This is a genomic window from Citrobacter sp. Colony219 (assembly GCF_019382635.1).
GTDB classification, from domain to species: domain Bacteria; phylum Pseudomonadota; class Gammaproteobacteria; order Enterobacterales; family Enterobacteriaceae; genus Citrobacter; species Citrobacter youngae.
Map to the genome: position 1 here is coordinate 3,262,647 of NZ_CP080033.1, position 23,929 is coordinate 3,286,575.

Annotated in this window: 19 protein-coding genes; 11 read left to right on the forward strand and 8 right to left on the reverse strand. The window is 51.6% G+C overall.

Features of this window, described 5'->3' with window-relative positions; all coding sequences use genetic code 11:
• Positions 1–112 precede the first annotated feature (112 nt).
• From fruA to fruB, 3 genes are read right to left on the reverse strand one after another with little or no spacing between them, the layout of a single operon-like run.
• Positions 113–1,801, reverse strand: a complete 1,689-nt coding sequence (gene fruA / locus JTI85_RS14770) for a PTS fructose transporter subunit IIBC (RefSeq protein ID WP_048211154.1) — start codon at positions 1,799–1,801, stop codon at positions 113–115.
• 16 nt (positions 1,802–1,817) lie between these two features.
• A complete protein-coding gene (gene fruK, locus JTI85_RS14775) occupies positions 1,818–2,756 on the reverse strand; it encodes a 1-phosphofructokinase (protein ID WP_003027446.1) in 939 nt (312 codons plus the stop codon).
• Complete coding sequence (fruB, locus tag JTI85_RS14780; protein ID WP_061068171.1) at positions 2,756–3,886, reverse strand: fused PTS fructose transporter subunit IIA/HPr protein; 1,131 nt, start codon at positions 3,884–3,886, stop codon at positions 2,756–2,758. Before fruB ends, fruK begins: the two co-directional genes overlap by 1 nt.
• A gap of 368 nt (positions 3,887–4,254) precedes the next feature.
• Between fruB and setB the strand changes: the two genes are divergently transcribed.
• A complete protein-coding gene (gene setB / locus JTI85_RS14785) occupies positions 4,255–5,436 on the forward strand; it encodes a sugar efflux transporter SetB (protein WP_137376433.1) in 1,182 nt (393 codons plus the stop codon).
• Here setB and JTI85_RS14790 read toward each other — a convergent pair.
• The gene (locus tag JTI85_RS14790; protein ID WP_040230605.1) at positions 5,433–5,687 is read right to left on the reverse strand and encodes a YkgJ family cysteine cluster protein; all 255 of its coding nucleotides are present in this window, start codon (positions 5,685–5,687) and stop codon (positions 5,433–5,435) included. The two genes, setB and JTI85_RS14790, sit on opposite strands and share 4 nt — an antisense overlap.
• 157 nt (positions 5,688–5,844) lie before the next feature.
• Between JTI85_RS14790 and yeiP the strand changes: the two genes are divergently transcribed.
• Positions 5,845–6,417 (forward strand): elongation factor P-like protein YeiP, encoded by a 573-nt coding sequence (yeiP, locus tag JTI85_RS14795; RefSeq protein ID WP_005129255.1) that lies wholly within the window; start codon positions 5,845–5,847, stop codon positions 6,415–6,417.
• A gap of 55 nt (positions 6,418–6,472) precedes the next feature.
• Here the strand turns inward: yeiP and torD are convergent, their stop codons facing one another.
• Genes torD through torC form a run of 3 tightly spaced genes read right to left on the reverse strand, consistent with a single transcriptional unit; the run spans position 6,473 to position 10,736 of the window.
• Positions 6,473–7,105, reverse strand: a complete 633-nt coding sequence (torD, locus tag JTI85_RS14800; RefSeq protein WP_048211151.1) for a molecular chaperone TorD — start codon at positions 7,103–7,105, stop codon at positions 6,473–6,475.
• Positions 7,095–9,593: a trimethylamine-N-oxide reductase TorA gene (gene torA, locus JTI85_RS14805; protein ID WP_219351676.1), complete on the reverse strand. Its 2,499-nt coding sequence runs from the start codon at positions 9,591–9,593 to the stop codon at positions 7,095–7,097. Before torA ends, torD begins: the two co-directional genes overlap by 11 nt.
• A gap of 12 nt (positions 9,594–9,605) precedes the next feature.
• A complete protein-coding gene (torC, locus tag JTI85_RS14810) occupies positions 9,606–10,736 on the reverse strand; it encodes a pentaheme c-type cytochrome TorC (RefSeq protein ID WP_137379144.1) in 1,131 nt (376 codons plus the stop codon).
• A gap of 167 nt (positions 10,737–10,903) precedes the next feature.
• Between torC and JTI85_RS14815 the strand changes: the two genes are divergently transcribed.
• Positions 10,904–12,385 (forward strand): PLP-dependent aminotransferase family protein, encoded by a 1,482-nt coding sequence (locus JTI85_RS14815; protein WP_115643158.1) that lies wholly within the window; start codon positions 10,904–10,906, stop codon positions 12,383–12,385.
• A 70-nt stretch (positions 12,386–12,455) separates the two neighbouring features.
• Here the strand turns inward: JTI85_RS14815 and uxuA are convergent, their stop codons facing one another.
• On the reverse strand, positions 12,456–13,646 hold the full coding sequence (uxuA, locus tag JTI85_RS14820; RefSeq protein ID WP_199945860.1) for a mannonate dehydratase: 1,191 nt from the start codon (positions 13,644–13,646) through the stop codon (positions 12,456–12,458).
• Positions 13,647–13,848: 202 nt separating this feature from the next.
• Between uxuA and JTI85_RS14825 the strand changes: the two genes are divergently transcribed.
• The 8 genes from JTI85_RS14825 (at position 13,849) to JTI85_RS14860 (ending at position 23,929) form a co-directional block, all read left to right on the forward strand.
• Positions 13,849–15,315: a mannitol dehydrogenase family protein gene (locus JTI85_RS14825; protein WP_115643156.1), complete on the forward strand. Its 1,467-nt coding sequence runs from the start codon at positions 13,849–13,851 to the stop codon at positions 15,313–15,315.
• 119 nt (positions 15,316–15,434) lie between these two features.
• Positions 15,435–16,421 (forward strand): GTP-binding protein, encoded by a 987-nt coding sequence (locus JTI85_RS14830; RefSeq protein WP_219351678.1) that lies wholly within the window; start codon positions 15,435–15,437, stop codon positions 16,419–16,421.
• A 34-nt stretch (positions 16,422–16,455) separates the two neighbouring features.
• The gene (locus tag JTI85_RS14835; RefSeq protein ID WP_048211144.1) at positions 16,456–17,169 is read left to right on the forward strand and encodes a phosphatase PAP2 family protein; all 714 of its coding nucleotides are present in this window, start codon (positions 16,456–16,458) and stop codon (positions 17,167–17,169) included.
• Positions 17,170–17,582: 413 nt separating this feature from the next.
• Positions 17,583–18,152, forward strand: a complete 570-nt coding sequence (gene mepS, locus JTI85_RS14840; protein WP_003027474.1) for a bifunctional murein DD-endopeptidase/murein LD-carboxypeptidase — start codon at positions 17,583–17,585, stop codon at positions 18,150–18,152.
• A gap of 182 nt (positions 18,153–18,334) precedes the next feature.
• Positions 18,335–19,894, forward strand: a complete 1,560-nt coding sequence (locus JTI85_RS14845; RefSeq protein WP_048211143.1) for a cyclic di-GMP phosphodiesterase — start codon at positions 18,335–18,337, stop codon at positions 19,892–19,894.
• A gap of 100 nt (positions 19,895–19,994) precedes the next feature.
• The gene (locus JTI85_RS14850) at positions 19,995–21,809 is read left to right on the forward strand and encodes an extracellular solute-binding protein (protein ID WP_124021784.1); all 1,815 of its coding nucleotides are present in this window, start codon (positions 19,995–19,997) and stop codon (positions 21,807–21,809) included.
• A complete protein-coding gene (locus JTI85_RS14855; RefSeq protein WP_040230596.1) occupies positions 21,810–22,904 on the forward strand; it encodes a microcin C ABC transporter permease YejB in 1,095 nt (364 codons plus the stop codon).
• Positions 22,904–23,929 (forward strand): ABC transporter permease, encoded by a 1,026-nt coding sequence (locus tag JTI85_RS14860; protein WP_219351679.1) that lies wholly within the window; start codon positions 22,904–22,906, stop codon positions 23,927–23,929. The genes JTI85_RS14855 and JTI85_RS14860 overlap by 1 nt, the downstream gene beginning before the upstream one ends.

Below are 23,929 nucleotides of genomic sequence, written 5' to 3' on the forward strand. Positions count from 1 at the left end.
ACTTTATCGAATTTGGTTAAGACAGGATGGATTATTGTGGCGGTGCCGCAACTGCCGGGATCAAAGAATAAAAAAGGGCAGAGAAATCTCTGCCCAGGGAAGTAAAGAAGAGTTAGGCTACTTTCGCGACAGCGTCCACTTCCGGGCGCTTCAGCACCGCGTAGGAGAGACCGGCCACCAGCGTACCAGCAACAATCGCCAACAGGTAACCCAGTACAGGGGTAATGGCGCCTGGGATCAGCAGTACAAATAGTCCGCCGTGTGGCGCCATCAACTTCGCACCCACAGCCATTGAGATTGCTCCCGTCACCGCGCCACCGACGATACAGCATGGCAGAACACGCATCGGATCGCGTGCCGCGAACGGAATTGCCCCTTCGGTGATAAAGCATAAACCCAGAACCAGCGCCGCTTTGCCACCTTCCTGTTGTGCTTTGTCGAACTTGCGACGCGCAACCAGCGTTGCCAGACCCAGCGCCAACGGTGGCACCATACCTGCCGCCATAATGGCTGCCATCGGTGCATAAGTTTGCGTACTCAGCAGCCCCACTCCAAACGCGTAGGCCGCTTTGTTCACCGGACCGCCCATGTCGGTACACATCATGCCGCCAAGAATAGCGCCAAGCAGAACCGCATTCGCCGTCCCCATGGTTTGCAGCCAATGAGTCAGGCCTTCCAGAATGCCCGCAACCGGTTTACCAATCAGGTAAATCATTGCCAGACCAACGACCAGGCTCGAAAGCAGCGGAATAATCAGAATCGGTTTCAGCGCTTCCATACTCTGTGGGAGTTTCAACTTCGTGCTGATGAGCTTCGCCACATAACCGGCAAGGAAACCGGCGATAATCCCACCGATAAAGCCAGAACCGGTGCTTACCGCCAGCATACCGCCAATAAGACCCGGCGTCAGACCTGGGCGATCAGCGATAGAAAATGCAATGTAACCTGCCAGAACGGGCACCATCAGTGCGAAGGCTGAGCCCCCACCAATCTGCATCAGTGCTGCCGCAAGCGTTCCCTGCTCTTTGAATGCTTCAATACCAAAGGCGAATGACAGAGCAATACACAGACCGCCCGCAACCACCATCGGCAGCATGTAAGACACACCGGTCAGCAGGTGACGATACGCGCCCGCGCCCTCTTTTTTTCCTTCGGTGGCCGCAGTCTGATTTTTCCCGGCTGGCTGATACGGGGTCGCTTCATCCAGCGCTTTATCCAGTTCCTGCTTCGTTTTCTTCAGCGCCAGGCCCGTAGACGTGCGATACATCGGTTTTCCAGCAAATTTCGCCAGATCAACCTCAATATCAGCCGCCACAATCACCAGATCGGCCTCGGCAACCTCTTCCGGCGTAATGGCATTACCTGCCCCTACTGAGCCGCGGGTTTCCACTTTCACCCACCAGCCGCGTTTTTTCGCTTCGGTTTCGATAGCTTCAGCAGCCATAAACGTATGTGCGACGCCTGTCGGACAGGCTGTCACTGCCACCACACGTTTTGGACCATTGCTTGCCGCTGGCGTTGCCACAACCGGCGCACTATATGGCTGCGCATGACCTTTTGCTTCACTGAGAAAAAGCTCGGGATGCGCAACCGCACGACCGATGTCACCCAGCCAGACTTTTTTGCCGTTCAGCGAATTGTCGACAGGCAGCTTATCGCCCAGGACAATCGCCAGCTCTGCATCATTTGGATTGTCGATGATCTCCAGATGCGCTTTCTGTGCCGCCGCTCCAAGCAGGGTTTTCGCCATATAGGCGCGAGCCTGGCCGAGATTAGCGTCAATAATCAGCAGCGTTTTCATTATGCCTCTCCTGCTGTCAGTTAAACGGTTTTAAGTCGACACGCGCCATCATTGCGGCCAACTGAGGACGATCGGTAATACCCACATTACTTTGGCTTACCGCCAGGGCGGCAACTGCCGTCGCCAGACGCAGGGTATGTTCGCTGGATTCACGCATCAGCAAGCCATAAATCAGACCGCCAACCATCGAATCACCCGCACCTACAGTGCTGACCACCTCAACTGACGGTGGCTTAGCAATCCATTCACCCGAAGCGTTGACCCACAACGCGCCTTCCGCACCGAGTGAAATCACCACGTGCGCAATGCCTTGCTCACGCAGAGCATGTGCCGCATCGATAACATCTTTCATTTCTGGCAGCTTACGGCCAGCCCAGATTTCCAGCTCACGACGGTTTGGTTTCACCAGCCACGGAGCTGCCTTCAGGCCAGCGACCAGCGCTTCACGACTACTATCAAAGATAATGCATGGACACTGGCTGCGCAGGCGCGTCATCCAGTCAGTGAATGCTTCAGGGCTCACGCCGGTCGGCAAGCTGCCGCTGACGCACACCATATCGAATTGCCCCAGCCAGCTTAGTGAGTCATTCACAAAGCGTTCCCAGTCAGCCGGGGTGACTTCAAAGCCGGAGAAATTGAAGTCAGAAACTTCACCATCTTTTTCAGTCAGCTTGACGTTAATTCGGGTACGCCCCTGCACCACCTGAAAACGGTTAGCGATGCCCAGTTCACTGAACAATTGCTGAAAACCATCCTGGTTGTCCTTACCCAGAAAGCCGCCGACCGTCACGTCAATCCCCAGGTCCTTAAGTACTTTTGCGACGTTAATCCCTTTTCCCGCCGCATGCAGACCAGTCGTTTTCACCAGATTGACTTCACCGCGTTCAATTTCCGGGCAAAAACCGACCAGATCGTAAGCCGGGTTCAGGGTGATAGTTGCAACACGTCTGCTCATTATGCGCCCTCCCCAAGGCCTGCCGCGATGGCATCGCCAATGGCTTTTAGCGCCTGTTCAGCATCTTCACCCTGTGCGGTGAAGCGCAGGTGGTGTCCTTTTTTCACGCCCAATGCCACAACTTTCATCAAACTGCGTCCATTTGCCGGTTTTCCGGTTCCATCAAGATTTGTCACGGTTATTTCACTATTAAATTGTTTAATCGTATTCACCAGCATGGTGCCCGGACGGGCGTGTAAACCATGCTCATTACGCACTACAAACTCGGCACTCAGTACATCATCAGTTAATGCATCATCGCTGGTCAGCATAGCTAACACCGTTGCAGCATCCGCCTTCAGCAAACGGTCAGCTTTATTGCTCAGCAACAGATCGCCCAGACGCTTCAACACCGCAACGGGCTGGTCATCATTCATCGCGACAGTCACCAGCAGCGCAGCGGCTTCGCCCTGCACCTCAAATGCGGTTGCCGCACGACTGACCGCGACGGCGCTGCGCACATTGCCTTCAGCACAGTCATTCAGCCAGATGCCCTGACCAAGATTCATTGGTTGCTCGTTAATCGCTCTGGCCACAAAGGTGGCATCTACTGCACCGGCTTCTTTCAGACGCGCGGCGTTCAGCGCCTGCAGCGTCACCAGCGAATTGGCGACGACGTCCAACGACAGCGTTTCGTTATCAAGCTTCAGTTGCTCGCTCTGCTTTTCGCCCATCAGCAATGCGCGTAATTCTTCTGCCGTGGTGGCTGATTTCAGCTGTTCCGCAACCGAGTCATCACTCAATACATGAGTCAGCTGACGCAACAACCCAAGGTGCTCATCTGAGCTGGCCGCAATGCCGATAGCCACATACGCAATCTGACCTTCGCCCCACGTCACACCCTGCGGAAACTGAAACACCTGCACCCCGGTTTTCAGCACCTGATCGCGTGTGTCTGTCGTACCGTGAGGAATGGCAATACCATTGCCGAGAAACGTCGATGTTTGTTGTTCGCGCGCCAGCATGCCATTGACATAGCCGTCCGCAACGTTGCCCGCTTGCACAAGGGCTGCGGCAACCTGTCGAATAGCCTCTTCTTTGTTCCCGGCCTGTTCGCCCGGGTGAATATCCTGAACAGATAACTGGAACATGATTCTCCTCTCCTGCTGAATTGAAACGATTCAGCTAACATGAGAAAAAAGGCGTCACCCGACTCCATCAGTTAAGGTAAGATGACGCTGAAACGTTTCAAGGAGTCTGGATCTTTCTGCTTCAGCACGCAAGTAAAGTTAACAATTAACTTACTGAATTTAGATGTACCGCACATTTTCTCTTCGTTTCTTTGAAACAAGCTGACGCAAAAACGTGTTCAGCTATTCAACTTCAGCATCGTCAGCATGTGGACTTCTCAGACTGAAATGACATTTTGATTTTCCATACCGATTTTGATTTAGTGCCCTGTTTATTTTCTGGCGAGCAGCGTAAACTCCGCCTCTCTTCACTCCACTGATAGCTAAACATGCATAACACCCCCGTAGCCGCCACACCCAAGGCGTTTGATTTAACGTCTTCGGCGTTCCTGCTTGTCGCTTTTCTCACGGGCATCGCCGGGGCATTACAGACGCCCACGCTCAGCCTTTTTCTGACCGATGAGGTCCATGCACGTCCGGGAATGGTGGGTTTCTTTTTTACCGGTAGCGCCGTCATCGGCATTTTGGTAAGCCAGTTTCTGGCCGGACGCTCTGACAAAAAAGGCGATCGTAAAAACCTGATCGTTTTTTGCTGTGTGCTGGGTATGCTGGCCTGCGTGTTGTTTGCCTGGAACCGTAACTATTTTATTTTGCTGTTTGTCGGCGTATTTCTCAGTAGCTTTGGCTCCACCGCTAACCCGCAAATGTTTGCGCTTGCTCGTGAACATGCCGATCGCACGGGCCGGGAAGCCGTTATGTTCAGCTCGATTTTACGTGCTCAGGTTTCACTGGCCTGGGTGATCGGCCCACCATTGGCCTACGCGCTGGCCATGGGGTTCAGCTTTACGGTGATGTATCTCAGCGCCGCGGTGGCATTTATTGTCTGCGGCGTGATGGTCTGGTTTTTCTTACCGTCAATGAACAAAAGCGTACCTCTCGCAACAGGGGCGGTTGAAGCTCCACGCCGTAATCGTCGTGATACGCTGCTGCTTTTTGCTGTCTGCACATTAATGTGGGGCACCAACAGCCTCTATATCATTAATATGCCGCTGTTTATCATCAACGAACTGCATCTGCCTGAAAAACTCGCCGGTATCATGATGGGCACCGCAGCAGGACTGGAAATCCCAACCATGCTGATTGCGGGATATTTTGCCAAACGTCTGGGCAAACGTCTGTTGATGAGAATCGCCGTCATCGCCGGGTTCTTTTTTTATGCCGGCATGCTGTTGGCACATTCACCGGCTGTTTTGCTCGGCTTACAGTTGCTGAACGCGATTTACATCGGCATCCTCGGCGGGATTGGCATGCTTTATTTTCAGGATTTAATGCCGGGGCAGGCGGGATCAGCCACAACGTTGTACACCAATACCATCCGCGTCGGCTGGATTATTGCCGGCTCACTGGCGGGGATTGCCGCTGAAATCTGGAACTATCACGCGGTGTTCTGGTTTGCGCTGGTGATGATCGTCGCGACGGTTGTGTGCCTGGCGCGCATCAAGGACGTTTAAGGCGCGGTCAGCGCTTCAAGCTCGATGAGATAAATCATGGCCTGGTGCGTCGTCTGTCCGCACATTTCCGCACTGGGCTGTAAACCGCCGCACACTTTTGGTCGCAACGGAGACGCAAAAATTTTGCAACGCAGGGATTCATCCAGCTGAACGCATGGCGTATTAGCAGGTTTGCCATCAGGCATGCCAGGGATGGGACTGGAGATTGAAGGCGCGGTGCAGCATGCACCACAATCCGGACGGCATTCCATACAGTACTCTCTTTATCGTAAACCATCGGATTGTGCGGGAAGCGCACAGTACCACCTTTTTGGCACCAGCAAAAGCATGAATTCCGCTTGCCTGAATGCCCCGGCGCGAGTAGTTTTACGCGATATTTTAGACACTCCTCACTACAGGATTTTTTCGATGCCAAGAGCGAACGAAATTAAAAAAGGTATGGTACTGAACTACAACGGCAAGCTGCTGATTGTAAAAGATATCGATATTCAATCACCGTCCGCACGTGGTGCAGCTACGCTGTACAAAATGCGTTTTTCTGATGTCCGTACCGGTCTGAAAGTTGAAGAGCGCTTCAAAGGTGACGATATCGTGGATACCGTCACCCTAAGCCGCCGCGGGGTTGATTTCTCCTACGTTGATGGCAATGAATATGTCTTTATGGATAAAGAAGACTATACCCCGTATACCTTCACCAAAGACCAGATTGAAGAAGAGCTGCTGTTCATCCCGGAAGGCGGAATGCCAGACATGCAGGTACTGACCTGGGACGGCCAGCTGCTGGCGCTTGAACTGCCACAGACCGTAGACCTGGAAATCGTTGAAACCTCACCGGGTATTAAAGGTGCTTCGGCGAGTGCGCGTAACAAACCAGCAACCCTGAGCACCGGTCTGGTGATCCAGGTTCCTGAGTATCTGAGTGCGGGTGAGAAAATCCGTATTCATATCGAAGAACGCCGCTATATGGGCCGTGCAGACTAATTTTCTGCCGCACATTGACGTATAAGGGACAGCGCAGGCTGTCCCTTTGTCATTTTCAGCGCTGACTGCTGAGGTAAAAATCATCCATCAACAATGATTCGAGATACTGCTCATCTTCCCGTATAAAACCCACAATGACGCTAACCGCCCGCGCATAAAATCCCTTCTCATCACGCTGCAGGCAGCTATCACGGAACAAGGGTGCCCAACACATAATGTGATGATGCAAAAAGTAATATTGTGCAGATAGCGTTTCCTCTTTGGCTGCCATCCTCGCCATCAAAGCCAGCTGTATAGCGATATGATCGGAGGGCTCATTTTCCTGCGCAGCCAGCCCGTGTTCAACCAACAGTACATTCATTTGTCGACGTTCTTCGGCCGCTGTTGTGTGCGGATAATGTCCCGCATACGGGGAAACACCGCCAGGCGGCGCCAGCAGAAATAACGTTGCAAAATCTGCGGCCAGCTCCAGTTGTCGGCTTTCACGACGCAGAGCCTGCGTCAGGCTACGCTCCAGTTTTTTGACATCCAGCGAAAGCCCAGGGATACCCGCCAGCGACGCAAGCCACTGTCGGGTATCCTCGCTTTCAAGACGAGCGAGTTGTTTCTGGTCCAGCTCACGAAACAGCAATTGTGAAAACCACTGATAGACCGCGGCACGTTGCTGGAAAATAAGGCTATGCTGCATTGTCCCCCTCCTCTTTTACTATCTCCGGCCCACCAAATCCCGTGACCGGTGGAACATGTTGCTGATAGCGCTCGACATCCACCAGCACGGTATGCGCTGAAGGCCCTTGCGCCAGTTGAGACGTACCAATATCCGCGCTCAGGACATTAGGATCGCCATAGGTACACAGCGTCCCGGCTTTCCCACCTTCCTGTGGGGAATACCATGCCCCTTCATGAATGCGGATCACGCCAGGGGTAAAATCAGGGCTAATCACCACCCCCGCCAGCACCTGACCGCGCGCGTTAAAGACCCGCGCAATATCCCCGGCTTTTAACCCCCGCGCGGCAGCATCTTGCTCGCTGATGTAAAGCGGTTCTCTTCCCGCTACCGCATACGTGCTGCGAAACGCATCACTTGAGCACAACTGGGAGTGCAGGCGTTTATCCGGGTGACAGGATTGCAGGTGCAGTGGATATTTATCTTTCCTACCCTGATGGCTACGTTCAAACGGCTCCATCCACACCGGATGCCCAGGGCAATCGTCATACTGAAAACCGGCAATCGTTTTGCTGTAAATTTCAATCAGACCTGATGGTGTGCCCAGGGGATTAAGATCGGGCTGATCGCGAAATTCGCCATGACGCACCCACGGTTGTCCCGCGGGATATTCAACATACCCTTCACCTTTCCAGAACGTGTCAAAGTCTGGCAACGTAACACCGAGCGAGGCCCCCATTTTGACCCCTTCGTCATAAAGCGCTTGTACCCACTGCATTTCATCGCGGTTTTCCCGGTATACCGACTCCTTGTCAAAACGTTTACAGAGTCCGGCAAACACGTCGAAATCATGCCGCGCTTCATATTGCGGTTTGACGACCTGATGCAGCGCCATCAGTCCCTTATTCGAATGGGTGCCAAACTGCTCAATATCGTTACGTTCAAAGCGTGTGGTAACAGGCAGGACGATATCGGCAAAACGACAGGATGCGGTCCATTGGTGATCTAACACCACCACGGTCTCCAGTTTCTTCCACGCCTCGATCATCCGGTTGCGATCCTGCTGGGCGTGGAACGGGTTAGCCGCGCTGAAGATCGCCATTTTGATGTCAGGGTAGATTAACGTCTCACCGTTAAACGCAATCTTTTTGCCCGGCTCCAGCAGGCAATCAACAATACGTGAGGTAGGAATATGCTCGGATACGCCGCGAAAATCTGGTTTATACTTCGCCTCTGGCGGATTGTTAATGCTCCCCAGACCAGAAAGTACCGGCCCGGCTGACGTCACCGTCCCTCCGCCGTTGTAGTGCCAGCCGAACCCCACACCGCCGCCCGGTAAGCCAATTTGACCAACCATACTGGCCAGCACCACCAGCATCCAGGGATACTGTTCGCCGTGGTGCATACGCTGTACGCACCAGCCGCCCATAAACTGCGTCCGACCTTTCACCAGCAGCCGGGCAAAGTCACGGATCTGATCCGCCGTCAGCCCACAGATTTCAGCAGCCCACTCGGCGCTTTTCGGTTGTTTGTCTGTTTCTCCCATCAGGTAGGGTAAAAACTGCTCGAAGCCGACGGTGTAGTCGTTAATGAATGCCGTGTCGTACAGTTTTTCTTCATACAGGGTATGTGCGAGCGCCAGCAGTAACGCAACATCGGTCTGTGGTCGTAACGCCAGCTGTTCACACCCCAGAAAATTTTGCGATTTGCTGCGCACCGGATCAACGCTGATGACGCGCATTTTGCCCTGGGCGACGGCCTCTTTGATCTGCTGCCAGTAGCCAAACGCATCGTGATCGGGAACCAAAAATTCAATCTGCAAGTTCTTAATGGGATCACAGCCCCACAGTACGATGGTATTGCTGTTCTCGATAACCAGCGGCAGCGAGGTTTGCTGTTCATAGACTTCAAGCGAACCAATAACATGCGGCAAAATCACCTGGGCTGCAGCCGCTGAATAGTCGCCTACGGTCGTCACATAGCTACCATGCAGGCCGAGCCCTCTGTCCATTGCACCGCCAGCCTTGTGGTATTTGCCCACCATTTGCCAATCTGCCAGCCCGGTAAAGACGCCGGATGAACCGTAGGTTTTTTGCACCCGCTCAAGCTCTTCATAAAACAGGTCCAGCGCCTGATCCCAGCTAACCCGCACAAAACGATTATCTCCCCGCTGGCTACGATCCGACTTCTCACGCTTGCGTAACCAGTCCAGTCGAACCATCGGATAGCGAACCCGTGAAGGGTTGTAGACGATTTCACGTACCGCATTGAGCATATCGCACGGGTGTTTGTCATGTTTGAACGGACGCGTTTCCGTCCACTCGCCGTTAACCACTTTGGCTTCAAAAGCACCATAATGTGAGCCGGACTGGATCCATTGTTCGGGGTTTTCCCCCGCCGCCCATACTTTTGATATCAGCGGATTAGGCGCCAGCGCACTGGCTGCGCCAACCGCCAGCATTCCGGTCAGAAAACGACGGCGGGACGGATTAAAGTCATGAATATCCATATCTTATCCTTATTATTTGTTGGGTTCAGACACATCGCTGGCATGTGTCTGGAGGTATTTCAACAACGTACGTTCTTCCACCGGATTGAGTCGATAATACGTCGACATCGCTTTCAGTCCGGCAATCCAGCCATTGGCGGTGTATCGGGTAGCCGGCGGCGTGCTGTGACAGGCGCTACACGTCGATTGCAGCATCTGATCTGAGTACTCCCATACCGGAGTAATGCTATCGATGAGTCCCTGCGCGGAGGTCCATGCGGTCACGCTCACCTGCTGCCATTCCTGATGCGAACCTGGGTCAGTCTGGGTTTGCAGGACTTTCACGTTTTCCATCAGTGAAGCATCCAGAACCGCGGAGAATACGCGTTTACCCATATACTGGGTGATCACCCGCCCACGCCCCTTGCTTTCACGCCAGCCCGTCACTTCCAACTGGACGTTGCTTCCCTCTTTTTGCAGCACCTTGACCTGGGTCGCCGGAAATAACAGCGCTTTCCCTGCTGGTGCCCCTGCCGTGGCTGTCAGTGTTTTTTCGCTTAACGAAAACAGCGTCGTCGCAGTTGACAGTTTTTCTCCCTGCTGTTGTAGCTGCTTGTAGCGATCGCGAAAACCACTGCTCATGTCCGGTTTGTGGTGCGCGATCCCTTTGTGGCAATCAATGCAGTTGCTGTCCTTCGCCGCTGCCGCCGTCATCTGCGCCGCGGCATTGGCGGATTGTTTTCCATGATCCATTGCTTCATAGCTGTGACACGATTTACAGGCTGCCGAGTTGTTGGCGCTCATCCGCGCCCACTCTCGCTGGGCGAGCTCAGCCCGTTTAGCATTGAATTTTTCCGGGGTATCGATAGAGGGTGAGATAAAGGTGTGATAGAGATCGTTTAGGGCTTCGGTTTTACGCATCAACGTCGGGACGACTCCCGGGGGAATGTGGCAATCCTTACACTCCGCTCGCACGCCAGAGGCATTACGAAAATGCACGCTGGTTTTATACTCCTCTCCAGGTGTGCGCATCGAGTGGCACGATAAACAAAACTCCGTAGTGCTGGTGTAATGGACTCCTTGCCATGTTCCCCAAATAACAATGGCCATTACGACAGCGCCACCTAACGCACACCAAAGCGCGTTCTTTTTTATCCACGACATACCTGCCTCCATTTTTTTAATAGCGTCACGCTAAGGGATATTAAAAAGCAAAAATAGAGACAGCGATTTCAGATTATAGGAACAGCCTTAACTCTATGAGGCGTGTCAAAATAGCAATATTCTGAAACGTGTAATATGCCGCTATTGTTTAAACAAGGAATTTCCTCATGCTGGCACTGTTTCTCAATAGGGAAAGTCGCACCCCGCTACAATTACAGATCTTTCAATTCTACTTTCAGGCAATTCAGCAAGGCGATTTGCTTTGTGGGGATAAACTGCCCTCTATCCGCGAACAGGCACAGACGCTAAACGTGGCCAAAATCACGGTAGTGATGGCGTATGAAAAACTGATGGCGGCCGGTTTTATTAAGAGCAGGCAGGGTATCGGCTATGAAGTCACATTTACGGCACCTATGCGTAGTCCCCCAACACACGTGCCATCTGCGGAAGGCTCACCACCGATAAAGCCTAAGCCTGCCGGTGTTTCTACCGATGTTTACGCTGAAATGGGGCGTGAGTGCTATTGCCGGATGGGCGTCCCTGACCCCAATGCGTTTCCCTGGTCAAGCTGGCGTAAATGGAATAATGCCCCCAGCGTACTTAAAGAGCAGCTACTGACTCGATATCATTCACCAAATGGATTATTTTCATTGCGTGAGCAAATTGTCAGATACCTTAATTTATCCCGTGGTATTAATACCAGTGCACAAAACATCATCATTACTGATGGAATTCAGGAAGGGTTGTCACTGCTCAGTCAAATATTCATTATTCATCATGCACTAAGCCAGAATAAAAAGTGTCACGTGGTCGCCGAATCACCTTGTTATTCTGGCGCATGGCATCTGTTTAATTATTATGGTGCCGATATTACGTCTATTGCCGTGGATAATCACGGGCTGTGCACCGATAATTTACCCGAGGTTGAAACCCAGCTTTGTTATGTGACACCTGCTCACCAGTATCCAATGGGCAGTGTTCTGTCACTTGAACGACGTAAGTCATTACTCACGTGGGCACAGCGAGTGGGCGCCTGGATTATTGAAGACGATTACGATGCCGTATTTACGTATGGCGAGAATCCCCTTCCGGCACTGAAAGCCATGGATTACCACAACCGGGTTATCTACATGGGGACTTTCTCAAAAACGCTGGGACCGGGGGCACGTCTCGGTTACCTCGTTTGCCCCAATGAGCTGCTGCCCGCCGTTCAAAATATGAAAGCGCTGAACAACAATGGTAGCCAGTGGTTATTGCAGCAGTTTTTAGCCGAGTTAATGCAAAACCAGGTGTTTTATACCCATCTCGGTAAGCTAGCCTGCAACTATGCAGCACGCCTCGCATTACTGCGTGATGGCTTATCAGCCCTGTTCCCTGAAGGAAAGATCGATGGTGCCACGGCAGGGTTACATCTCTCATTACGCATTGACTGGTCGCCTGACGTCATCGCAAAACTACGCCAGCGCTGCCTGCAGGCAGGGGTGCGCTTTGATACATTACAGGAAATTGAAAACGGCTCAGAAACAGCGTGGCGGCAAAAAAATTCCGATGCTGTGATGTTCTTTGGTTTTGGCGGACTGCAGGTGCCGCACCTCAGAAAGGTATTAAACGTACTGGAGCAGGAGAGATGTGCGTTATTACAGCAATAACAACGCACCTGAGTATTGCCGGGGGCGGGACAAGCGCCATCCGGCAATTTATCGCCTGGTGTTGGGCGAATTACAGCAGATCGCGGAACTGCGTTTTTTTCAGCGCCAGCTCCACGCCGCGAACTTCTGCCAGTCCTTTCAGGCGACCAATCGCGGAATAGCCCGGATTCGTTTTCTTATGCAGATCGTCAAGCATCTGATGCCCATGATCCGGGCGCATTGGGATCGGACGCAAATCACCTGCTTTCTTACGGCGTTGCTCTTCGCTCAAAATAGCTGCCACCACCGATACCATATCCACATCGCCCTGCAAGTGTGCGCCTTCGTGGAAGGTTTTCGGGTTTTCTTCACGGCAGGTTGAACGCAAGTGTGTGAAGTGAATACGATCGCCAAAGGTCTCAATCATTTTTACCAGATCGTTATCGGCGCGCACGCCGTACGAACCGGTACACATGGTGAAACCGTTATTGATACTGTCTACCGTTTCTTTCAGCCATTGCATATCTTCAATGGTCGACACGATACGTGGCAAACCGAGGATTGGCCTTGGCGGATCGTCAGGATGCACTGCCAGACGTACACCAACTTCCTCAGCAACAGGCACAATCGCCCGCAGGAAGACAGCCATGTTATTGCGCAAATCATCTTTGCTGATCCCATCATATTCCGCCAGGCGCGCGCGGAATTGATCCAGCGTATAACCTTCTTCGGCACCAGGCAGGCCAGCAATAATGTTGCGGGTCAGCTTTTCAATGTCGGCATCGCTCATGGCATTGAAGTAGTCCAGCGCCTGGCGTTGTTCTTCGTCGGTATAATCCGCTTCAGCTCCCGGGCGTTGCAGAATGTGCAGCTCGAAAGCCGCAAAGGCAATCTGGTCAAAACGCAGCGCTTTGGACCCGTCCGGTAGCTGATATTCAAGGTCAGTACGCGTCCAGTCCAGGATCGGCATGAAGTTGTAGCACACGGTATCGATGCCGCAGGTCGCTAGGTTACGAATACTTTGCTGATAGTTGGCAATCCACGTTTGATATTGACCTGAACGCGTTTTGATATCTTCGTGAACAGGGATACTTTCCACCACCGACCAGGTCAGCCCTTTTTCGGCCAGGGTCGCCTGGCGCTTTTGAATTTCTTCTACGGGCCACACTTCACCGTTGGGAATGTGGTGCAAGGCGGTCACAACACCCGTTGCGCCAGCCTGACGCACATCGTCAAGCGATACTGGATCGTTTGGTCCGTACCAACGCCAGGTTTGTTCCATTACTTCACCTCACAAGTTGTTATACCAAATTAAACGACTTTTATGACGACTACCATACAGGCATCCGGTATACGATCAACACACCGCCCATCATTGATTGATCCAGCTCACATTACCCGGATAAATGAGGCACACCAATTCAATTTGTTGTCATATAACTTTATACTGCCATTGTTAATTAATGGTTAATCAGGTGTATTTAATGAAGACTATTGCCTCAGCGTCTCTTGCGGAAAATGTCGTGATGCCTCAGTACGATCGCCAACAGCTAAAAACGCGGATCGTACATTTTGGTTTCGGTGCATTTCATCGCGCCCATCAGGCGTTATTGACCGACCGGGTGCTGAATGCGCAGGGTGGAGACTGGGGGATTTGTGAGATCAGCCTGTTCAGCGGCGACCGGCTGATGAGCCAGCTACGCGAGCAGGATCATTTATTTACCGTGCTGGAAAAAGGTGCGGCCGGCAACCAGCCGATTATCGTCGGGGCCGTCAACGAGTGCCTGAATGCAAAGCTGGATTCACTGGCGGCTATTATCGAAAAATTTTGCGAGCCTCAGGTCGCTATTGTTTCGTTAACCATTACGGAAAAAGGCTACTGTATTGATCCTGCCACGGGGTCACTCGATATCGCTAACCCGCGTATTATTCACGATCTGCAGACACCGGCTGAACCGCACTCCGCGCCCGGAATTATTGTTGAGGCACTGCACCGCCGACGTCAACGTGGGCTGCAACCGTTTACCGTCCTCTCCTGCGATAACATCCCGGACAACGGTCATGTGGTAAAAAACGCCGTACTGGGAATGGCGGAGAAACGCTCACCTGAACTGGCTAACTGGATTCGGGAGCACGTCAGTTTCCCGGGAACCATGGTAGACCGGATTGTCCCGGCAGCGACGGAAGAATCACTGGATGAAATCGCCCGCGAATTAGGCGTGGCAGACCCTTGCGCAATCAGCTGCGAGCCGTTTATTCAGTGGGTTATTGAAGACCATTTTGTCAGCGGCCGTCCGCAATGGGAAACGGCAGGTGTCCAGATGGTCGAAAACGTCTTGCCGTGGGAACAAATGAAACTGCGGATGCTGAACGGCAGTCATTCGTTTCTCGCTTATCTCGGCTATCTGGCGGGATTCCAGCATATCAGCGACTGTATGCAGGACAGCGCATTTCGTGAAGCCGCTTACCGGCTGATGCTCAGCGAACAGGCCCCCACGCTGCAAATTACCGATGTAGATTTGGACCAGTATGCCGACAGCCTGCTGGAACGCTTTGCCAATCCGGCGCTGAAACATAAAACCTGGCAAATCGCGATGGATGGCAGCCAAAAATTACCGCAACGTATGCTGGACGGGATCCGCGTTCATTTAGCACGTCAAAGCGAGTGGCCGCTGCTGGCACTCGGCATTGCGGGCTGGATGCGCTACGTAAGCGGGATTGATGATTCAGGTGAAATTATCGATATTCGTGACCCGATGAGTGACAAAATCCGCACTATCGTCGAACAGAGTACGGAATCAGAACGCGTCAGCGCGTTGCTTTCACTGCACGAAATCTTTGCCACTGACCTCGCGCAGAACCCACAATTCATCGATACCGTGGAACGAGCCTGGCAACGTATCGCCCAATACGGTGCACATCAGGCGGTCATCGAGACGTTAAAAAGTTAACGATTTCTGCCATTAAACAGGACGAAGTTCGTCTTCGTCCTCTCTGCGCTTCTCTTTTCCCCCGTTTTTCGCCAGGATTGTTAAAAGCCATTACGGTAATTTATGAATCTGGAGTAAGCGTGACTAAAACCAATCTCATCACGGGTTTTCTCGGCAGTGGCAAAACCACATCTATTCTTCGTCTATTGGCCAACAAAGATCCCGCAGAGAAGTGGGCCGTTTTGGTCAATGAGTTTGGCGAAGTGGGTATCGACGGCGCACTGCTCGCCGACAGCGGCGCAATGCTCAAAGAGATCCCCGGCGGCTGTATGTGCTGCGTTAATGGTTTGCCCATGCAGGTTGGCCTCAATACGCTGTTACGTCAGGGAAAACCGGATCGGCTGCTGATTGAGCCCACCGGCCTCGGGCATCCCAAACAGATTCTGGATTTACTCACCGCGCCGGTTTACGAACCGTGGATCGACTTGCGCGCAACTCTCTGTATCCTTGATCCGCGCCTGTTGCTGGATGAAAAAAGCGTCGCGAATGAGAATTTCCGCGATCAGTTGGCCTCTGCCGATATCATCGTTGCCAATAAATCCGATCGTGCCACGACAGAAAGCGAAACTGCTCTGCAAACCTGGTGGCAGCACTACGGCGGTAACCGCCAGTTAGTTTATGCCGATCATGGACAGATCGACGGACAATTACTGGATTTGCCCCGACTGAATCTGACAGAACTTCCCTCCAGTGCGGCACATACTCACCAGCATGCTGATAAAAAAGGGCTGGCAGCACTAAGCCTGCCTGCCCAGCAACGCTGGCGCCGCAGTCTGAACAGCGGTCAGGGGCATCAGGCCTGCGGCTGGATTTTTGACGCTGACACGGTGTTCGATACCATCGGCCTGCTGGAATGGTCACGTCTCGCCCCTGTCGGCCGCGTGAAGGGAGTGATGCGTATTAAAGAGGGGCTGGTGCGTATCAATCGTCAGGGTGAGGACTGGCATATTGAGACCCAAAACGTCGCCCCTCCAGATAGCCGCATTGAACTCATCTCCGATACCGAGACCGACTGGAATGCATTACAGAGTGCATTGTTGAGGCTTCGTTTAGACGCTGGCGCGTAAGGTTGCCTCCGTTTTATGGCAATGGTAAACGACGATGAAAACCCGATACCCACTAATACTCCTGCTTAATATTGCTGGTCTGGCGCTGTTTTTGTCCTGGTACCTTCCACATGGGCATGGGCTCTGGTTTTCTCTCGATTCGGGCATCTTCCACTTCTTCAATCATAAGCTGGTTGAGAGCCCGCTCTTCCTGTGGATTGTCGCGGTCACCAATAACCGGGCATTTGACGGCTGCTCATTATTGGCGATGGGCACATTAATGCTGAGTTTTTGGTTAAAAGAAACGCAGGAAGGTCGTCGTCGTATTGTGGCAATTGGGCTGGTGATGCTGCTAACAGCGGTGATATTAAACCAACTGGGCCAGGCGCTTATTCCGGTTAAGCGCGCCAGCCCCACCCTCACGTTCGATAATATTAATCGCGTCAGCGAGCTGCTGCATATTTCAACAAAAGATGCGTCCAGAGACAGTTTTCCTGGCGATCACGGTATGATGCTGCTTATTTTTTCCGCATTTATGCTACGTTATTTCGGAAAAGTCGCAGGAATAATCGGCCTTATTATCACTGTGGTTTTTGCCTTTCCACGCGTAATGATCGGCGCACATTGGCTTACAGATATCGTGGTAGGTTCTATGACCGTCGTATTGATTGGCTTGCCCTGGTGGTTAATGACGCCATTAAGCGACCGTCTGGTTACGCTGTTTATTCATTATCTTCCCGGCAAAAACAAACAATTTTTAAACAAATAACGCAAAGTAATTAACATCATCAGGAATGCTTCTGATTTCCTGATGATATCTGCCAGGAAATTATCCTTCTGACTGTCATTCTCCTGTCATATTATTCCTGTTTAAAATGAATGAATTGCGTGTTTTTCACTCTATTTGTTCTTAATTTAGCCAATGCAGTCTATTCACTTTCTGTATCACTTTTTCTTATAAGAAATCACATAAAATCACTCGCAATGACCGGAGCGATCGGGTAACCTCAGACTCGTTTTGCCTCGCGGGATAATTATTCACTATAAGAATAAATTTGTGCGTTCTGCCACAGATTTGACCTTAAAGAATTGTCTCATCATGCGTTGGTAATTAGTCTCGTCACGTTTGGCATTTTTTATAACGATATTTATCGTTAAGGACTTCAAGGGAAAACAAACAAAATGGTCAAATCTCAACCGATTTTGAGATATATCTTGCGGGGCATACCCGCGATAGCAGTTGCGGTTCTGCTTTCTGCATGTAGCACAACGAACACCGCCAGGAATATGCATTCTGAGACGCATGCTGTGGGCAATGGAGATAACTCTTCACTGCAAGCCTCTCAGGATGAATTTGAAAATATGGTACGTAATATCGATGTTAAATCACGTATTATGGACCAATATGCTGACTGGAAAGGCGTGCGTTACCGCCTTGGCGGCAGCACCAAAAAAGGTATTGATTGTTCAAGCTTCGTACAGCGTACGTTTCGTGAGCAATTTGGTTTAGAGCTTCCGCGCTCAACCTACGAGCAACAGGAAACGGGCAAATCCGTTTCGCGCACTAATCTGCGCACAGGCGATCTGGTTCTGTTCCGTGCGGGTTCCACCGGCCGTCACGTCGGTATCTATATCGGCAATAACCAGTTTGTACATGCCTCGACCAGCAGTGGCGTTATCATTTCCAGCATGAACGAGCCTTACTGGAAAAAACGTTACAACGAAGCTCGCCGGGTCCTGAGCCGCAGTTAATTTCGTTTGGCAGCTATCCCTTGGCTATCCTGATGAGACTTATCAAAAGCACTGCTTCGGCAGTGCTTTTTGCGTTGCACTATGTTTAAGAAAAATCTCACTATACGAATCAATCCAGGTTATAGTTTTACAGATCAAGCCGTTTAATAATAAGCAGATACCCCAGGTAAACATAAGGAACTATGTTCAGACGTCCTTCATCTTCCAGTCGAAATGTCCTTTTTACCTGTATTTTTACGGGGGTAGTCGTCGCGGTACTTGTCAGCACCCTGCAGTTTTTTGCCACCTGGCACAAACGAGATGTAAAGTACGAAACGCTTCTTTCCGATATAGACTATTACATCAGCAGTTACCTCTCAGACCTCAAAAGCACAACAGATGCCCTGCAGCCGCTGGTCTCATACAATTGCCAACAAGTTGCCGCCAGGCTAACTGCCAGCGCAGCGTTTAACCTCAATGTACGCGCTTTTTTATTGGTAAAAGATGGTATTGCTTTCTGCTCATCCGCAACTGGCGCGATGGACTCGCCTATTCTGTCGCTGGTTCCGAAGCTGGATCTCAAGCAAGATGTCGATGTGGAATTACTGTCCGGTACCCCGATGATGCCGGACAATCCGGCGATCATGATTTGGCAGCGGAATCCTTCATTTAAGAATAGCGGCGTGTTTTCCTCACTGAATATCAATCTGGCGCCTTACCTTCTCTATACCGCCCGAGAAGATGATTTTGACGGTATTGCAATTATTGTTGGTGATACCGCTATCACGACATTTTCATCCCAACTGATGGACGTTTCCGCGCTTCCGGATACCACCTGGCGCCAGACGACGCTGAAAGGGATCCCGATGAAGATCCGGCTATACGCGCAAGAGTGGACGTACACTGACGTCTGGTATGCCGTCATGTTGGGATGTATGGCCGGGATCATGACCGGGTTGCTTTTGTGGTACTACAACTACGCCGTTCGTTTACGCCCGGGAAAGGATATTCTCAACGCTATCAAGCACGATCAGTTTTATGTGGTCTACCAACCAGTCGTTGAAATGCAGACGCTGGAAGTAAAAGGGGTAGAAGTATTGTTACGCTGGCGCCACCCGACAACAGGTGAGATCCCGCCAGATGCGTTTATTCACTACGCTGAATCACAGCAAATGATCGTGCCGCTGACGCAGCATCTGTTCAAACTGGTGGCCCGTGATGCCCCCGCATTAAAAAAAGTGTTACCGCAAGGCGCAAAGCTCGGGCTCAACATCGCCCCAACGCACCTGCATGGTGAAAGCTTTAAAGACGATATTCAACACCTGAACGCTTCCCTGCCGCCACACCATTTCCAGGTTGTACTCGAAATCACCGAACGCGATATGCTCAATCAGCATGAAGCCTCAAAGTTATTTGAATGGCTACACGCTGCCGGATTCGAAATTGCCATTGATGATTTCGGTACCGGCCATAGCGCACTCATTTATCTGGAACGCTTTACCGTTGACTATCTGAAAATCGACCGAGGATTTATCAACGCCATTGGGACAGAAACGCTAACGTCTCCGGTACTGGATGCGGTGTTGACACTGTCTAAGCGTCTTAATATGCTGACGGTTGCTGAAGGGGTAGAAACGCCTGAGCAAGCCCGATGGCTGCGCGATCGCGGGGTTCATTTCTTCCAGGGATACTGGATCAGCCGCCCATTAATGCTTGATGATTTTGTACGGTGGATGGCGCAATCCGATAAGCCAACGTGGTGATCGCACCAGGCGATTCATATATTTTCACTCGCCACCCCAACCGCTATTTCTCAGGCAAGAAGCCTGTCGGGTTGTGGCAGGACAAGGAAACCTCTGTGATATGATTCCTCGTGTACTGCTTCTGTTTATCGCCCTTATCGGGTTTAACGTTCATGCCCAATCCATCAAAGAAAGCTACGCCTTTGCCGTGTTGGGCGAACCCAAGTACGCGTTTAATTTTAATCACTTTGATTATGTTAACCCCGCGGCCCCTAAAGGCGGGCAGCTCACCCTCTCCGCCCTGGGTACCTTCGACAACTTCAACCGCTACTCGATGCGCGGCAACCCTGGCGCACGCACCGAAACGCTCTACGATACGCTGTTTACCACCTCGGATGACGAACCCGGCAGCTACTACCCGCTCATCGCTGACAGAGCGCGTTATGCCGATGATTATTCGTGGGTAGAAATCGCGATTAATCCGCGGGCCCGTTTTCATGATGGTTCACCCATTACCGCACGCGATGTTGAATTCACCTTCCATAAGTTTATGACCGAAGGCGTACCGCAGTTTCGTTTGGTCTATAAAGGAACAACGGTAAAGGCAATTGCCCCGTTAACAGTGCGAATTGAACTCGCCAAACCGGGTAAAGAGGACATGCTCAGCCTGTTTTCATTACCGGTGATGCCAGAGAAGTACTGGAAAGATCATAAGCTCAGCGATCCCTTGTCATCACCTCCGCTCGCCAGCGGCCCTTATCGCATCAGTCAATGGAAAATGGGCCAGTACATTGTTTATTCGCGCGTCAAAGATTATTGGGCTGCTGACTTGCCCGTCAATCGCGGACGCTGGAACTTTGATACCCTCCGCTACGATTACTACTTAGATGATAACGTCGCTTTTGAAGCATTTAAGGCTGGAGCGTTCGACCTGCGACTGGAAAACGATGCAAAAAATTGGGCAACCCGTTATACCGGAAAAAATTTCGCCAATCATTACATTGTCAAAGACGAACAAAAGAATGAGTCCGCGCAGGACACACGATGGTTAGCCTTTAATATTCAACGTCCAATGTTTAGTGACCGACGTGTACGGGAAGCGATTACGCTGGCCTTTGATTTCGAATGGATGAATAAGGCCCTGTTTTATAATGCCTGGAGTCGGACAAACAGCTATTTCCAGAACACCGAGTATGCAGCCAGAGGTTATCCCGATGCGGATGAACTGGTGATCCTCGCGCCATTGAAAAAAGAGCTGCCACCGGAAGTCTTCAGTCAAATCTATCAACCACCGATGTCGAAAGGCGATGGCTACGATCGTGAAAACCTGTTGAAAGCCGATACGTTACTCCAACAGGCGGGATGGATACTGAAAGGGCAACAACGGATAAATAGCACCAGCGGTAAACCGCTGACCTTCGAGTTATTACTCCCGGCAGGTAGCAACAGCCAGTGGGTGCTGCCGTTCCAGCACAACCTGCAACGCTTAGGCATTACGATGAATATCCGCCAGGTCGATAACTCGCAAATCACTAACCGTTTGCGCAGTCGCGACTATGACATGATGCCAAGGTTGTATCGCGCAATGCCGTGGCCAAGCTCAGACCTGCAAATTCTCTGGGCCTCTGAATATATAGACTCCAGCTATAACGCGCCCGGAGTGCAAAGCCCGGTCATTGATAAACTGATTAGCCAGATCATTGCCGCACAAGGGAATAAAGCCAAACTGATCCCGTTGGGGCGGGCACTGGACCGGGTATTAACCTGGAACTACTACATGTTGCCGATGTGGTACATGGCTGAAGATCGTATCGCCTGGTGGGATAAGTTTTCGCATCCGGCGATCCGCCCGATTTATACCATTGGCATCGACAACTGGTGGTATGACGTCAACAAAGCGGCGAAGCTTCCCGCAGCCAGACGACAGGGAGAGTAAATGGGCGCTTATCTGATTCGACGTCTGCTGCTGGTGATCCCAACGCTTTGGGCCATCATTACTATCAACTTTTTTATCGTACAGATAGCACCTGGCGGTCCTGTTGAGCAGGCCGTCGCCGCCATTGAGTTCGGACAAAGCGGCGCGTTGCCCGGTGCGGGCAGCGAAGGTGTTCGCGCCAGCCACGCGCAAACCGGCGTAGGGAATATCAGCGACAGTAACTACCGTGGCGGTCGGGGTCTGGATCCGGAAGTCATCGCGGAAATTACCCGTCGCTACGGATTCGATAAACCCATTCATGAACGCTATTTCAAGATGCTCTGGGACTATATCCGTTTTGATTTTGGCGATAGTCTGTTTCGCAGTGCCTCTGTTCTTACGCTAATCAAAGACAGCCTCCCGGTGTCCGTTACCCTGGGGCTGTGGAGTACGCTCATCATCTATCTGGTGTCGATACCGCTTGGGATCCGCAAAGCGGTTCACAACGGCAGTCGTTTTGACGTCTGGAGCAGCGCATTTATTATTATTGGCTATGCCATTCCGGCCTTTCTGTTTGCCATTTTGCTGATCGTTTTTTTTGCCGGGGGCAGCTATTACGACCTGTTCCCGCTACGTGGGCTCGTGTCCGCTAACTTTGATGCCCTGCCCTGGTATCAAAAAATTACCGATTATCTGTGGCACATTACCCTGCCAGTGCTGGCAACCGTGGTAGGTGGGTTCGCCGCGCTGACCATGCTGACTAAAAACTCATTTCTGGATGAGGTTCGTAAGCAGTATGTCGTTACTGCGCGCGCCAAAGGCGTTAGTGAGAAAAATATTCTATGGAAGCATGTGTTCCGCAATGCCATGTTGCTGGTAATCGCAGGATTTCCCGCCACATTTATCAGTATGTTTTTCACCGGCTCACTGCTGATTGAAGTGATGTTTTCGCTTAATGGTCTGGGATTACTGGGGTATGAATCTACCGTATCGCGCGACTACCCGGTGATGTTCGGCACACTCTACATCTTCACCCTGATTGGCCTGTTGCTCAATATCCTCAGTGATATCAGCTATACGTTGGTCGATCCTCGTATTGATTTTGAGGGACGCTAATGTCGCGATTAAGCCCCGTCAATCAGGCCCGCTGGGCGCGTTCTCGTCATAACCGCCGCGGCTACTGGTCATTATGGATTTTTTTGGTGTTGTTTGGCCTGAGCATGTGTTCCGAGCTGATCGCTAATGATAAGCCGCTGTTGGTACGCTATGACGGCAGCTGGTATTTCCCTCTGGTTAAAAACTACAGTGAGAGCGATTTCGGCGGCCCGTTAGCAACAAAGGCTGATTATCAGGATCCGTGGCTGCAACACCGTCTGGAGAGACAGGGTTGGATACTATGGGCCCCCATCCGGTTCGGTGCTACCAGCATTAACTTTGCCACCGATAAGCCCTTCCCCTCTCCACCCTCTGCGCAAAACTGGCTGGGTACTGACGCAAATGGTGGTGACGTGCTGGCGCGTATCCTTTACGGCACCCGCATCTCAATTCTGTTTGGCTTGATGCTGACCCTGTGTTCCAGCGTCATGGGGGTGATGGCTGGCGCGCTACAGGGCTATTATGGCGGTAAGGTAGACCTGTGGGGACAACGGTTCATCGAAGTGTGGTCCGGTATGCCAACGCTGTTTCTGATTATTTTGCTATCCAGCGTCGTTCAGCCTAACTTCTGGTGGCTATTAGCGATCACCGTGCTGTTTGGCTGGATGAGCCTGGTGGGCGTGGTACGCGCGGAATTTCTGCGCACCCGAAACTTTGATTATATTCGTGCCGCTCAGGCGCTCGGGGTTAGCGATAGCAGTATTATTTTGCGTCATATGCTACCCAATGCGATGGTTGCCGCCCTGACCTTTTTACCGTTTATTTTATGTGCCTCAATCACCACACTCACCTCGCTGGATTTTCTCGGGTTCGGATTACCGCTTGGCTCGCCATCACTGGGAGAATTGCTGTTGCAGGGTAAAAACAACCTGCAGGCGCCGTGGCTTGGCATCACCGCGTTCATCTCCGTTGCCCTCTTATTATCGCTACTGATTTTTATTGGTGAAGCGGTACGCGACGCATTTGATCCCAATAAGGCGATTTAA